This is a genomic window from Achromobacter deleyi (assembly GCF_013116765.2).
Taxonomy (GTDB): Bacteria; Pseudomonadota; Gammaproteobacteria; order Burkholderiales; family Burkholderiaceae_B; genus Achromobacter; species Achromobacter deleyi_A.
Map to the genome: position 1 here is coordinate 48,996 of NZ_CP074375.1, position 13,026 is coordinate 62,021.

Genomic DNA, 13,026 nt, shown 5'->3' on the forward strand with positions numbered 1-13,026 from the left:
GAAGATTGTCAACGCGGCTGCCGCCCGGATCAAGACGCGGGTTCGCCCCTGTCGGCAGGGCCTGTGCGAGGCTACTTGTAGCGGGCCCGGGCGCTAGGCCGGCGGCGCCGAGCGCAGCACGATCCGCGTGATCTCGGATGGCCGGCCCAGCCTGATGGGAAAGCCGTTCCACAGGCCGGCGCCATTGCTCACGTAGAGTTGCATGCCGCCCACCTGGTACATGCCTGACACGTAGCCTTCGTTGGCCCATTGGGTGAGCAGGTGCGGGCCCAGGATCTGTCCGCCGTGCGTGTGGCCGGACAGCTGCAGGCTGGCGCCGGCCTGCGCATGGCGTGCCGCGCCCACGGGGCGGTGGCTCAGCAGGATCACCGGGGCCGAGGGCGGGACGCCCGCCATGGCCGCGTCGATATCCGGCAGCGGCTGGCCGACGCGCGACGCGGCGCTGTCGGTGATGCCAGCCAGCACCAGGGACTGGCCGTCGCGCGCGATGGTCATATGTTCGTTGAGCAGCATACGCAGGCCCAGTTGCTCGAACGTCTTGAGCCAGCCGATGTATTCGGCGTAGTACTCGTGGTTGCCCGGGATCGCGATCACGCCTTGCGGGGCGCGCAGGTCGCGCAGGGGCTGCACGTCGGCGGCGCGCGCCTCGGGCGTGCCGTCAACCAGGTCGCCGGTGATCAGCGTCAGGTCCGGCTCCAGGGCGTTGGCGCGGGCGACGACAGCCTGCATCCAGTCCGCCTGCAGCAGGCGGCTGGCGTGCAGGTCGGTCAGATGAACAATGCGAAACCCGTCGAATGCGGGCGGCAGGCCGGGCAGCGCGACCTCGATCGTCTTGACGTCCGGCACGCGGACCGCCTGCCAGACACCCAGCGCGGACAGTCCCAGGGCGGCGGCGGCCAGGCCCGCGCGCAATCGGGGGCAGGCCAGCAGGGCCTGCCCGCGGCGGCGCGAGAACGCGGACAGCAGCAAGCCCGCCACGTCTTTGACGAGCAGCAGCAAGGCAAGCAGGATGAGCGCGCCGAATGCCCAGCCCAGCAGCATCAGGACGCCGCCGGGCACTTCGGGCGAGGCCATGGTTCCGAAGAAGTTGCGCGTGACGAGGTGATGCTCGGCGGCCAGCAGCAGCAGCGCCGCCAGCAGCAGCTTTGCCGCTTTGGGCCAGGCCAGCGGCCAGACGAAACGCCAGATGACGTAGAGGGCGATGAGGCCTGCGATGACATGAAACACGTGCGAAATCCTGAGGGTCTTTGTGGTTCGCGGCTGAGCGGCGGAGAGCGCGCCGCGAGCCTGGACTGTATCCCGCGAGGGAGCGGGTGATTAGACACTGGATTTCGCATGCGCTTTGAAACGTGACTCATGAATGGCGCAAAGCGTGCGCCGCGCCTGACGGCGCGGCCGAGGTCGAGGCCTCCGGCGTAGAATCCGAGGCGCTCGAATTCCCGGAACCTCCATTCAAAATGCTAGTTCGTCCCGCCCGCCCCGAAGATGCCGCCATGCTGCCCGCGATCGAAACGTCTGCGGGCAATCTGTTCCGTACCGTTCCCGGTCTGGAATGGATAGCCGAAGACGAGGTGTTGCCGGAAGCCGCGCATCGGCGGCTGATAGCGTTGGGAACCGTCTGGGTTGCGCAGGCGGGCAGCGGGGAGCTGCAGGGCTTCGTCAGCGCCGAGACCTTCGGCGAGGAACTGCACATCTGGGAGCTCGCCGTCGAGGCGGGATGCCAGCAGATGGGCATCGGCAGACGGCTGGTGGAAAAGGCCTGCCAGCACGCGTCGGACCACGGCCTGTCGGCGGTGACCCTGACGACGTTCCGCGACCTGCCCTGGAACGCGCCCTGGTACGCCAGGCTGGGATTCGGGCAGGTCGAGGCGGCGCATGGCTCGCGGCTTGCGCAGGTGCTGGAGGCCGAGGCGCGTCACGGATTGCCAATGGAGCGGCGCGTGGCGTTGCGGCTGCCGGTCAGCCCCGCGAAGAAGCGGGTCGCGTTGGACTCCAGCCCTTCGATGTAGTAGCCGCCCTCCTGCACGATCAAGGTCGGCCGCTGCAAGTCGCCGACTTCGCGGCCCAGGCGCTCGAAGCCGTCCTCGGTCACGCTCACCATGGCCTGGGGATCTTTTTCGAAGATATCGAAGCCCAGCGACAACACGATGGCATCGGGCTGGAACAGGTCGATCGCGCGGCGCGCCTGGGCCAGCCGGTCGAAGAACACCGACTCGGGCGAACCGTGAGGCATGGGCAGGTTGACGTTGTAGCCGTAGCCTGCGCCTGCGCCGCGCTCGTCTTCAAAGCCCGCCACCACCGGGTAGAAGTTCTCGGGGTCGCCGTGGATGGACACGTAGAGCACGTCGCTGCGCTCGTAGAAGATTTCCTGGATGCCTTGTCCGTGATGCATATCGGTGTCCAGGATGGCGACGCGCGCAAACTTCGACCTCAGGCGTTGCGCTGCGATCGCCGCATTGTTCAGGTAGCAGAAGCCGCCTGCGGCATCGCGCCGGGCATGGTGGCCGGGCGGGCGGCAGATGGCGTAGGCGTCGTGGTCGCCGGCCAGCAGCGCCTCGGCTCCCGCAATCGCGCATTGCGCCGACCAGTACGCGGAATGCCAGGTCTTCGGGCCGACCGGGCAACTGCCGTCGGCCAGGTAGCGCCCCGCCTTCGCCAGCACGCCGCGCAGCGCGTTGGGCTCGCGCACGAACACATTGGAAACCACTTCGTCGCCCCAGTCTCCCGGCAGCTTCTTCCAGTCGTCGTGGGCGTCCTGCAGGAAGCGCAGGTAGTCCAGCGTATGCACGGCCGACAGCGCGCCGGCGCCATGATCGGCCGGCGCCTGTACATCGAAACCCAGCTTGCGGGCCGCCTGCACCAGGCCGTCCAGGCGCAAGGGCACTTCCTGCGGCGTGCGCATCTTGCCGCGCGAGAAGTAGGTCTGCGGGTGGTGGAGCTTCTGATCGTCGTGGAAGTATGCCTTCATGCCTTTGACCCTTGAGTTGAAATGCCCGCCGCGCCGCCGCGATCACTGAAATCAGGACGGAGATCCGGAAGTAAGCCGAGCGCTTTGAACCGACAGTTATACGCGTGCGCACGGCATAAAAAAAATCATGATTTTCAAGCCGGCGGATCGCGGGGGGTTATGAGTGGAAACCCTGGGGATTTTTGTCGGAAGGCTGGCGTTGTCACGGAGCGGGTAAATCGTCATAATTGCGATTGCTTCCTATTTAGAAAATTGCGCGTCTTCCAATGCCGACCTCCGAGCAGACTCCCGCCGTCGCCGTGCAGCGTCTTTATGACGCACATCATGGCTGGCTGTTCGGTTGGCTGCGGCGGCGCCTGGGCAATAGCGCGGATGCGGCGGACCTGGCGCAGGACACCTTCGTCGGCCTGCTCGGCGCCTACCGGCGGCGCGCCATGCCCGACATGCGCGAGCCTCGGGCCTATCTGACGACCATCGCCAAGCGCCTGATGGTGGACCTGTACCGGCGCCATGCGCTGGAGCAGGCATACCTGGAAGTCCTGGCCGCGCTGCCGGCGCGCCACGCGCCATCCGAAGAGCAGCGCCTGGCGATTCTGCAGACCCTGCGCGAAGTGGACGCCTTGCTGGCGGCGCTGCCCGACAAGGTCAGGGCGGCATTCCTGCTGTCGCAGCTGGACGGTTTGACCTACGAGCAGATCGGCGTCGAGATGGGCATCAGCGTCCGCACGGTCAAGCGCTACATGGCCGAAGCCTTCACGCACTGCATCCTGGCCGCGCCATGAGCGCCGCGCCCGGTTCGATCGACCCAGAGATCGCTGGCGAGGCCGCCAGCTGGCTGGTGCGGCTGCACTCCGGCCGGTTTTCGGAAGCCGACCGCCAAGCCTGCGAGCGCTGGCGCCAGCGCAGCGCCGAGCACGACCTTGCATGGACGCGGGCTCAGGCGGTATTGGCCAAACTGGGCGGCCTGCCATCGGGCCTGGGACGCGCCACGGTGGACGCGACGGCGTCGCGGCGAACCGGGCTGCGCGTATTGGCCGGCCTGATCGTGGCGACGCCGGCCGGCTGGCTGGCGTGGCGCGCGGCGCCGCGGCAATGGACCGCCGATTACGCCACGCGCAGCGGCGAACGCCGCCGGATCGAGTTGCCCGATGGCAGCCTGCTGGTGCTCAACACCGCCAGCGCCGTGGATCTGGACTACACGGGCGAGCAGCGCCTGCTGCGGCTGGTGGCGGGCGAGATACTGCTGCGTTCGGCCCATTCCAGGCCGCCAGATCCCAGACCCTTGCTGGTGCGCACCGCCGAAGGCAGCGTGCAGCCGCTGGGTACGTACTTCGCGGTCAGGCAGATGGAGGCGCGCAGCCGTGTGACCGTCATCGAGGGGCGGGTGCGGGTGCAGCCGCGCGCGGCGCTCGCGGGCGTGGTCCTGGAGGCAGGACAAAGCACCGACTTCTCCGCCGAGGCCGCGCAACCGGCCGCCGCCAGCACACATCCGCCGCAGGCCTGGCTGGATGGCGTGCTGTACGCGGACAACTTGCGGCTTGCCGATTTCCTGCAAGAGCTTGCCCGCTATCGGCCTGGGCTGCTGCGCTGCGATCCGGAGGTGGCCGACCTGCGCATTTCCGGCGGCTTCCAGGTAGACGACACCGACGCCGTACTGCTTGCCGTGTCGCGCGCCCTGCCGGTGCGGGTGGTGTATCGGACCCGTTATTGGGTCAGCGTCACGGCGTCTTGAAATTCAGAAGAGCAGTTTTTGGCCCCTTTTTCCTGCTCATCCGACAAGTCAATAAAGCACCTTCGCTTGCACTTTGTCGGGATCAGCATGTCTTCAAGCAAATACATCGCGGCCAGGCCGCTACGCCTGGCCGCTGCCGGCGCGCTATGCGCGGCGCTGGGCGCGGCCGCGCCGCTCGCCCTGGCCCAATCCGCCTCGGCCAGTCCGCCTGCCGCGGCCGGGCAGACGCGGTTCGATATTCCAGCCGGGCCCTTGGGACCGGCGCTCACCGCGTTCGCGGGGGCGGCGCGCATCAACCTGTCGTTCGATCCGGCCTTGGCCGAAGGCCGGAGCACGGCGGGCCTGCGGGGCGCCTGGCCGGTCGAGGAAGGGCTGGCGAGGCTGCTGGCGGGCACGCCGCTGGCGGCGCGTCGCGACGGCGCCAACGTCTATACGCTGCGTCTGCTTCCCGCGAGCCCGGTGACGCTGCTGCCGGCGTTGAGAGTCGAAGGCGCGGGCGAATCCGCCTACGGTCCGGTCGCCGGCATCGTGGCGCTGCGCCGCGCCACCGGCACCAAGACCGATACGCCCATCCTGGAAATTCCCCAGACGGTCAACGTGGTCACGCGCGACGAGATCGCGGCGCGCGGCGCCCGCAGCATCGTCGAAGCGCTGGCCTATACGCCGGGCGTCTACGCGCCGGGCGGCAGCACCGACCTGCGCTACGACAACATCTATCTGCGCGGCGGCTTTGGCGCGCGCAACAACCTGGACGGCGCCCGGCTGCCGTTCGGCGCGTACAGTTTCGGCATGCTGCAGATCGAGCCATACGGACTGGAGCGGGTCGAGGTGCTCAAGGGACCGTCCTCGGTGCTGTATGGCCAGAACAACCCCGGCGGCCTGATCAACATGGTGAGCAAGCTGCCCACCGACACGCCGCGGCGCGAGATCGAACTGCAGACCGGCAGCTACGGCCGGGCGCAGGCCGCGCTGGACCTGGCCGGCCCCGTGGACGAGGCCGGCCAATGGAGCTATCGCCTGGTCGCGCTGCAGCGCGACGCGGCCCAGTCTTCGCACTACACCAAGGATGATCGCACCTTCGTCGCGCCGGCGCTGACGTGGCGGCCTTCGGCGGCCACCTCGCTGAGCTTGCTGGGCTTCTACCAGAAGGACCATCAGGTGCCGCTGTACGGCAACCTGCCCGCGGCGGGCACGCTGTATTTCAATCCCAATGGCCGCATCCCGCGCGATCGCTTTCCGGGCGAGCCGGGCTGGGATACCTATGACCGGGAGCAGTACTCGGGCGGCTACCTGTTCTCGCACGCGTTCAACGACACCTGGACCGTCAAGCAGCAACTGCGCTACAGCCACATGCGGGGCGAGGCCCGCACCGCGGCGGGCTACATGCTCAGCCCCGCGGACATGCGGACGTGGTCGCGCACCATGACGCGCGGGCAGGGCACCGGCGCGACGCTGAACGTCGACACTCAGGCGATTGCGCGATTCGGCACCGGCGCGGTCGGACACGAATTCCTGGCCGGCTTCGACTACCTGGACATGCGCGACACGTACAAGTTCGCCAATGTCATCGCCGGCGTGCCGGCGCTGGACCTGTTCGATCCCGTCTATGGCCGGCCGCGTCCCGGCTTGCGGGACCTGATCCCGCGCATCGACGCCCGCCAGCGCACCGAGCAGTCCGGCATCTATGCGCAGGACCAGATCTCCTATGGCGGCTGGCTGCTGACGCTGGGCGGCCGCTATGACATGGCGCGCAGCACCACCCGCAACCAGCTGACCTCGGGCAAGGTGACGCAGGACGATTCCGCCTTCACCGGCAGGGTCGGCCTGACCTATCTGATGGAAAACGGGCTGGCGCCCTACGTCGCGTATTCCACGTCGTTCGCGCCCACCGGCGGCACCGATTTCGAGTCGAACCCGTTCCGGCCGTCAGAGGGCCGGCAGATCGAGGCGGGGCTGAAGTACCAGCCGCCGGGCAGCGACAGCATGGTGACGCTCTCCGTCTACCAGCTTACGCAGGACAATGTGCTCACCAGCGACACCACGCCGGGGCGGCCGCCCGGCTTCCAGACCCAGACCGGCCAGACGCGCGCGCGCGGCATGGAACTGGAAGGCAAGGCCAGCCTGGCGCGCGGCTGGGACCTGATCGCCTCGTACTCGTACGTCGATGCCGTGGTGACCAGAAGCGCCAATGCCGACATCGTCAACGGCGTGCCGGAATCGCGCGTAGGCAAGAAGCAGTACTACGCGCCGGCGCACCAGGCGGCGGCCTGGCTGGGCTACAAGGTTCAGGACGGGCCGCTGCAGGGCCTGGGCCTGGGCGCGGGCGTGCGCTACATCGGCGCCGATTGGGGCGACCCGGCCAACACGCTGCGGATTCCGGCCGTCACGCTGGTCGATGCCGCCTTGTCCTATGACTTCGGCCAGATGCAGCCGGCGATGCGCGGGCTGACGCTGGCGCTGAACGCCAGCAACCTCTTTGACCGCACCTATGTGGGCACCTGCGTGACGTCCACCGCCTGCACCTATGGCGCCGGGCGCCTGGTGCTGGCCACGCTGAAGTACTCATGGTGACGATCCGCGGCCGCGCCTTCCGGGCGCTTCCGCGGATGCCGCAGTCAAGCTGAGAGCCCGCTGTCCCACTATTGCGGGGTAATCTGCGCTGCCCGGACGATGTCGCGCCACTTTTCTCCCTCGGAGATGTTGAAGCGCGCGAAGGTGGCGGGGTCCGATCCCACCGGCTTAGCGCCCAGTCCTGCGTATTGCGTCACGACGTTGGGTTGCTTGAGCGCCCGGGCGGCATGGTCGGCCAGCTTGGCCACGATCTCGGGCGGCGTGCCCTTCGGCGCCCACAGGCCGTACCAGGTACTGATATCGAAGCCCGGGAAACCGGATTCCGCCATGGTCGGCACGTCGGGTAGCTCATCCACCCGCCTTGCCGTCGTGACCGCCACCGCCCGCAGCTTTCCCGACTTGATGAACGGCATGGCCGAAGGCATCGAGTCGAACATCAGCTGGATCTGTCCGCCCACCAGATCCGTCAACGCCGGCGCGCTGCCCTTGTAAGGCACATGCTGCATCGGCAGCCCTGAGCGCACCTTGAACGACTCGCCGGCGAGCTGCTGCGCCGACGCGGATCCCGCCGAGCCGAAGTTCAGCGCTTGCGTCCTGCCCTGCGCGATCAGGTCCTGAACGGTGTGGATCTTGGCTGTCTGCGGCACCACCAGCACCAGCGGCACGTCCGCCAGCTGGGTGATGGGCGCGAAATCCTTGAAGGCGTCATAGCGCATCGACGCATAGATGTACGGATTGATCACGTGCAGCGATGCGTTGGCCAGGAAGGTATAGCCATCGGGCGCGGCGCGCGCCACGAGATCGGCGCCTATCATTCCGCTTGCGCCGGGCTTGTTGTCCACGATGATGTTCTGGCCGATGGTCTTGGACATTTCCGCGGCGACCAGGCGCGCCACGATATCCGTCGGACCGCCCGGCGGGTAGGGGACGACCATGGTGATGGGCTTGGTGGGAAATCCGGCGTCCGCAGCCAGGGCGGCCAATGGGCTTGCGGCAAGGCCTGCGGTCAGTGCTGCGGCGGCCAATTGGCCGGTGCATTGCGCTATGCGCGCCCTGCGGGCGGGTCGGGCGGTAGTGGCGTGCATGGGTTTGTCTCCGTCGTTGTTGTGATCGCCACCTTGCCGACGACTTGTCGGCTTTCCAGGGCGGCGAGTGCTGCGGCAAGACCGGTGATCGGATAGACCGCCGTTACAGCTGGCCGGATCCGCTTGCTGCGGGCCCAGGCAAACAAAGTGGACATGGTCCGCTGCATGGCGGGCGCGTGGACGATGCGTTCGTCGGCGGGCGTCCAGCCTATGTAGCGGCCAAAGAAAAACCCATGCAGGGCAATGTTCTTCACAAGCAGCAGGTTCAGCGGCACATCGGGAACGCGGCCGCTGGCGAAACCCACCGACACCATCCGCGCATTGGCCGCCGCCGCTCGCACGCTGCGCTCGAACGCGTCGCCGCCCACGGCATCGAGCACCACGTCGGCGCCGCGCCCGGCGCTTGCCGCCTTGACGGCCTGCGCCATGCCTTCGTCCGCCGCGAATGCATGCGCGGCGCCCGCGGCCAGCGCGGCCTGGCGTTTGGCGTCGGTGCTGGCGCATGCCAGCACCGTGGCGCCCAGCGATGAGGCGATTTCCACGGCCGCCAGACCGACGCCGGATCCGGCGCCCAGCACCAGCACGGTGTCGCCGGGTTGCATGGCGGCACGCCACAGCAAGGCGCAATAGGCGGTCCCGTACGAAATGGGAACGGGCAGGGCGGACAGCAGCGGCAAATCGTCGGGCACGGGATAGACCGTGTGATCGGGCAGAGTCAGACGTTCCGCGTAGCAACCCCAACGCGACAGCGCCACCACCTTGTCGCCCGGCTTCAGGCGTGTGACTTCCGCGCCGCATGCAATGACGCGCCCGGCTGCTTCCGTCCCGGGGACGAAGGGCAGCGGTGGCCGGCTTTGGTAGCTCCCTTCGATCAGCAGCCTGGTCGCGTGACTGACGCTTGCGTATTCCACGGCGACAGTGACTTCGTGGGGCCCCGGGGGCGGGGCGTCCGCCATGTCTCCCGGCACGACGTCCTCAACCGGTCCGTGACGCTGGCAGATCAGGGCGCGCATCAATGGTCTCCTTGCGGCGCCGCCGCCTGGCGCAGCACGCCCGCGTCCAGCATGGACTGGATGTCCGGGGCCGGCACACCCCACTCCGTCAGCACGGCAACCGTGTGCTGGCCGATGGCGGGCGCGGCCCGCAGGGGCCTGCGCGCACCCGCGCCCGGCACACGCGCGAATGGCAGGGACTCGCCACCGGGTTGCGCCAGGGGTTCCAGCAGACCGATATGCGCGGCCTGCGGGTGCGCGGCCAGGCTGTCGTAGTCCCTGACCTGCGCGTGCAGCACGTCTTCGCGCGCCAATCGCTCCACCCAGTGCGCGGCAGGCCGCGCCGCCAGTTGAATGGACAGCTCGCGGTGCAGGCGTTCGCGCTGCGCCATGCGACCCGCGTTGCTGGCAAGGGCCGGATCGGCCAGCCAGTCGGTCCGATCCAGCGCGCGGCAAAGCCGGGCAAACTGATCGTTGTTCAGCGCCAGGACGGACAGGCTTACGTCCGCGGTAGCGAATACGCCGTTGGGCGCGCTGACCGCGCCGGCCTGGCGTTCGCCCGTCATGCCGAACGCCAGGATGTCGTTCACCTGCAAGGCGGCGCAGGCCTGGAACAGGCTCAGTCGCACATGCTGGCCGCGGCCGCTGCGCGCGTGCTGATACAGGGCGGCGCTGGTAGCCTGGACCGCATACAGCGCGGTGGCGATGTCGGCCATCAGCATGCCGATCCGGCGCGGCTCGCCATCGGACGTCTGGTTCGCGAACATCAGCCCGCTGTCGGCCTGCATCACCGAGTCCGAAGCCGGCGCGTTGGAGCTGGGCCCATCCGGTCCGTAGCCGCTGATGGACACATACACCAGGCCGGGGTTGCGCTCGGCCAGGCTGTCGTAGCCCACGCCCATGCGCTCGGCGACGCCGGGTCGGAAGTTCTGGATCACGATATCGGCGCGTTGCGCCATCTGCGCCAGCAAGGCCTTGCCCCGCGGCTGGCGTGCATCCACGCACACGCCACGCTTGCCCACGTTATAGGAAATCGACAGCGCGCTCTGGCCGTCGCGCACGACGCCGACATGGCGGCCCCAGTCGCCGTCCGGCGGCTCCACCTTCACCACATCGGCGCCTTGCTGCCAGAGAATCTGGGCGCAGTACGGACCTGCGATTCCCTGGCTGAGGTCCAGCACGCGCAACCCTGAATAGGGGCCGGAAGAGAGGTCGAACGGCGTGGTCGGCATTAGGGTGCGATGAGAGGCAAGGACAATGCGGTCGATGCTAGACTCGCTGGCAGCACTGGACAATCCACCGGTTTGTGCCTTGAATGGTGAATCATGATTGACAATATGCCGGACCTGAACCTGGTCAGACTGTTCGTGGCAATGGTGGAGTCGCGCAATCTGAGCGCCGCTGCCCTGCGTTGCGGCATGACGCGTTCGAACATGTCTCACCGGCTAAAGCGGCTTGAACTGGATCTGGGCGCGCAGCTCTTCCGGCGGACCACGCGGCACGTGGAGCTGACGCAGGCCGGCCAACTGCTCTACCAGCACGGCATCCGCCTGCTCGATGAAATGCGCGCGGTGCAGGCCGCCATCGACAGCCTGGACGGAGCCGTCAGGGGCGATGTGCGCATCCGCCTGCCGACAGGCCTGGGCCATCTGTATCTGGCGCCCGTTCTGCTCGACTTCGCGCGCACCCATCCCGATATTTCGCTGCGCGTGCATATCAACGACGGCATCGGGGACCTGATCTCCGCCGAGGTCGATCTCGCGCTGAAAATCACCTCCTCGCCGCCCGAGGATCATGTTGCGCGCCGCGTATGCGGAATCCAGTGGTGCCTGTGCGCCTCGCCGGCATTCCTGGCGGACAACGGGCCGGTGCAAAAGATGGAGCACTTGGGACGATGCGATCTGATTGCGCCGCAGTCCCTGGGCCGCCGCTTTGACCTGCGCCTCAAGCAGGAGCACGGAGACCCGCTCATCCTGCGCGTCGCGCCCAGGCTGCAATCGGGCGACTATCCGTTTCTGCGGGACGCCGTCGTGGCGGGGCTGGGCGTGGCCTTGCTGCCCCGCTACGCGGTATGGAGCCAGTTACGCGACCGGGACCTGCTGGAGGTGCTGCCCGAGTTCGAACCCGAAGGGGTCGGCGACGCTATTTACCTGCTTACCGCACCCAACCGCTTTCCGTCCATGGCGACGCGCGTGCTGGCCGACTTCATTCGCGAGCACATCGAGCGGCATCTGCGGGACTGGGGCAGGGACGCCCGCGTTGGCTGACATCGACGGCGGCCAACAGGTCTTCCGTATGCACCATCAGCTTGCGGCCGAGCCGCAGCGCCTGGTACTGCTCAAGCACGGCCGCCCAACGCGGGGATTCCAGCAATTGCAGCCATACGGGCTCAAGGTCCCGGGCATCGGCAGCTTGCCCGTCGGCCAGGCGGCTGGCGAACTCCAGGCTGGCTTGCGCGGACAGGAGCTGCATCCGGCAGGGCGCGGCGAGCAGCCGCGGAGCGGCATCGGCGGGCGCATCGCAGCAATAGAGCACCGTGGCGGCCAGGCTGGCTTCGTCGGTCCTCAGCGCCTTTAGCGATGCGCCGTTCAGGCGCACCGTGCCCTGCTCGCAGGCAAACGGATAGACGACCTGTTCGTCCGCCTGCGCCAGCAGGCGCATGCCGCGCAGCAGACGCGGCAGGTCGGTGGCTGCCGCGACGGCGGACGCCTTTGCTTCCGCCAGCAGGCAAACATCCCAGACCGGCGCGGCATCGGCGATGAACGCTTGCCGCAGCAGCACCGCGTCCCACTCGGTCTTGGCGCGGTCGGCGCTGCCGGGTATGGCCGCGGGTACGCGCATCGAGGTCACCACCCGGTATGCATGACCGGTTTCCTCGCCAAGGGCACGGGCGAGTGCTTCGAGCGCCTGCGCGGTCAATGCCTCGACCGCGGCGCCTCGCTGCCGTGCCGCCGAGCTTTGCTCGGCGGCTTCGGGGCTGCCGGACTGCGGACCTTGCCGGTCCCACAGCGATTGATACTGCTGCACGAGTTCATCCGACGCCAAGTCGTGCAGACGCATCAGGCGCGCCAGCGCGGGGCCGTCCAGCAATCGCGCCAGGCCGCGCCTGAGCGGCGATTCGGCGGACAACTCCGGCATCGCGGCAATGCGCCGCGCGCTGTCCGAAAGCGCGGGCCAGGATGCCGTGTCCGCTGCGGCGTGCAGTTGCGCCAATGCCTCGCTTTGCGGGCCTGGCGGCATGCGCTGCTGTTTGCCGGGATGGGCGATTGCGTTGATGGCGGCGCGGACCTCGCGGCGATCCTGATCGGCATGCGCGCAGAGCGAAGCATGCTCGCGCACGCGCGGCACGCGGTGCCGCAGGACCATGGCCTGAAAGACGGGATCGCCGCGCTCCGCGCGCATGGCGTCGTGAATCAGGCGCGCGAGCGCTTCCACGAAAAAGCGCCTGGACGCCGCGTCCGGCATCACGCCGCCGGCCACATCCTTGCGGGCCTGCTCGATCGCGAGCGCGAGCGCCGTTGCCGGATCGGATTGTGCGGCCCCGGCGGCCGGAATCGCGGGCAAGCGATAGCGGCGCGCGACGGCGCGCAATGTCTGGTCGAGCAAGGAAGGCATCGAGGGCTGGGGCATCAGGAATCCGGTGGGCTGGCGATCGCCGCCAGCGCCTATTTTCTCCTT

General features: G+C 68.2%; 11 protein-coding genes. 5 read left to right on the plus strand and 6 right to left on the minus strand.

Annotated features, from left to right (window positions below; genetic code table 11):
• Positions 1-93: 93 nt before the first annotated feature.
• Positions 94-1,227, minus strand: a complete 1,134-nt coding sequence (locus HLG70_RS00230) for a metallophosphoesterase (RefSeq protein WP_171667727.1) — start codon at positions 1,225-1,227, stop codon at positions 94-96.
• 230 nt (positions 1,228-1,457) lie between these two features.
• Between HLG70_RS00230 and HLG70_RS00235 the strand changes: the two genes are divergently transcribed.
• On the plus strand, positions 1,458-2,009 hold the full coding sequence (locus tag HLG70_RS00235; RefSeq protein ID WP_171667728.1) for a GNAT family N-acetyltransferase: 552 nt from the start codon (positions 1,458-1,460) through the stop codon (positions 2,007-2,009).
• Here the strand turns inward: HLG70_RS00235 and HLG70_RS00240 are convergent.
• Positions 1,916-2,968 (minus strand): histone deacetylase family protein, encoded by a 1,053-nt coding sequence (locus tag HLG70_RS00240; RefSeq protein WP_171667729.1) that lies wholly within the window; start codon positions 2,966-2,968, stop codon positions 1,916-1,918. The two genes, HLG70_RS00235 and HLG70_RS00240, sit on opposite strands and share 94 nt — an antisense overlap.
• A gap of 266 nt (positions 2,969-3,234) precedes the next feature.
• Between HLG70_RS00240 and HLG70_RS00245 the strand changes: the two genes are divergently transcribed.
• From HLG70_RS00245 to HLG70_RS00255, 3 genes are all read left to right on the plus strand, one after another.
• Positions 3,235-3,750: a sigma-70 family RNA polymerase sigma factor gene (locus HLG70_RS00245; RefSeq protein WP_171667730.1), complete on the plus strand. Its 516-nt coding sequence runs from the start codon at positions 3,235-3,237 to the stop codon at positions 3,748-3,750.
• A complete protein-coding gene (locus HLG70_RS00250) occupies positions 3,747-4,700 on the plus strand; it encodes a FecR domain-containing protein (protein ID WP_171667731.1) in 954 nt (317 codons plus the stop codon). The genes HLG70_RS00245 and HLG70_RS00250 overlap by 4 nt, the downstream gene beginning before the upstream one ends.
• Positions 4,701-4,787: 87 nt before the next feature.
• Positions 4,788-7,271 carry a TonB-dependent siderophore receptor gene (locus tag HLG70_RS00255; protein ID WP_213697150.1) on the plus strand — a complete coding sequence of 828 codons (2,484 nt, stop codon included), beginning with the start codon at positions 4,788-4,790 and terminating at the stop codon, positions 7,269-7,271.
• A 68-nt stretch (positions 7,272-7,339) separates the two neighbouring features.
• On the opposite strand, the gene HLG70_RS00260 is transcribed toward HLG70_RS00255, so the two are convergent.
• Genes HLG70_RS00260 through HLG70_RS00270 form a run of 3 tightly spaced genes read right to left on the minus strand, consistent with a single transcriptional unit; the run spans position 7,340 to position 10,580 of the window.
• Positions 7,340-8,356, minus strand: coding sequence for a Bug family tripartite tricarboxylate transporter substrate binding protein (locus tag HLG70_RS00260; protein WP_171667733.1), 1,017 nt, complete (start codon positions 8,354-8,356; stop codon positions 7,340-7,342).
• On the minus strand, positions 8,314-9,369 hold the full coding sequence (locus HLG70_RS00265) for an NADPH:quinone oxidoreductase family protein (protein ID WP_171667734.1): 1,056 nt from the start codon (positions 9,367-9,369) through the stop codon (positions 8,314-8,316). The genes HLG70_RS00260 and HLG70_RS00265 overlap by 43 nt, the downstream gene beginning before the upstream one ends.
• Positions 9,369-10,580 (minus strand): CaiB/BaiF CoA transferase family protein, encoded by a 1,212-nt coding sequence (locus tag HLG70_RS00270; protein ID WP_171667735.1) that lies wholly within the window; start codon positions 10,578-10,580, stop codon positions 9,369-9,371. The genes HLG70_RS00265 and HLG70_RS00270 overlap by 1 nt, the downstream gene beginning before the upstream one ends.
• 93 nt (positions 10,581-10,673) lie before the next feature.
• Here HLG70_RS00270 and HLG70_RS00275 point away from each other — a divergent pair, with 93 nt between their 5' ends.
• Positions 10,674-11,615: a LysR family transcriptional regulator gene (locus tag HLG70_RS00275; RefSeq protein WP_171667736.1), complete on the plus strand. Its 942-nt coding sequence runs from the start codon at positions 10,674-10,676 to the stop codon at positions 11,613-11,615.
• On the opposite strand, the gene HLG70_RS00280 is transcribed toward HLG70_RS00275, so the two are convergent.
• Positions 11,554-12,978, minus strand: a complete 1,425-nt coding sequence (locus tag HLG70_RS00280; protein WP_171667737.1) for a 3-deoxy-D-arabino-heptulosonate 7-phosphate synthase — start codon at positions 12,976-12,978, stop codon at positions 11,554-11,556. The genes HLG70_RS00275 and HLG70_RS00280 overlap by 62 nt on opposite strands.
• Positions 12,979-13,026 lie beyond the last annotated feature (48 nt).

Coding starts and splice junctions, on each gene's coding strand:
- HLG70_RS00245 (WP_171667730.1), top strand. CDS start 3,235: ATGCCGACCTCCGAGCAGACTCCCGCCGTCGCCGTGCAGCGTCTTTAT.
- HLG70_RS00260 (WP_171667733.1), bottom strand. CDS start 8,356: ATGCACGCCACTACCGCCCGACCCGCCCGCAGGGCGCGCATAGCGCAA.
- HLG70_RS00265 (WP_171667734.1), bottom strand. CDS start 9,369: ATGCGCGCCCTGATCTGCCAGCGTCACGGACCGGTTGAGGACGTCGTG.
- HLG70_RS00250 (WP_171667731.1), top strand. CDS start 3,747: ATGAGCGCCGCGCCCGGTTCGATCGACCCAGAGATCGCTGGCGAGGCC.
- HLG70_RS00275 (WP_171667736.1), top strand. CDS start 10,674: ATGATTGACAATATGCCGGACCTGAACCTGGTCAGACTGTTCGTGGCA.
- HLG70_RS00280 (WP_171667737.1), bottom strand. CDS start 12,978: ATGCCCCAGCCCTCGATGCCTTCCTTGCTCGACCAGACATTGCGCGCC.
- HLG70_RS00255 (WP_213697150.1), top strand. CDS start 4,788: ATGTCTTCAAGCAAATACATCGCGGCCAGGCCGCTACGCCTGGCCGCT.
- HLG70_RS00270 (WP_171667735.1), bottom strand. CDS start 10,580: ATGCCGACCACGCCGTTCGACCTCTCTTCCGGCCCCTATTCAGGGTTG.
- HLG70_RS00240 (WP_171667729.1), bottom strand. CDS start 2,968: ATGAAGGCATACTTCCACGACGATCAGAAGCTCCACCACCCGCAGACC.
- HLG70_RS00235 (WP_171667728.1), top strand. CDS start 1,458: ATGCTAGTTCGTCCCGCCCGCCCCGAAGATGCCGCCATGCTGCCCGCG.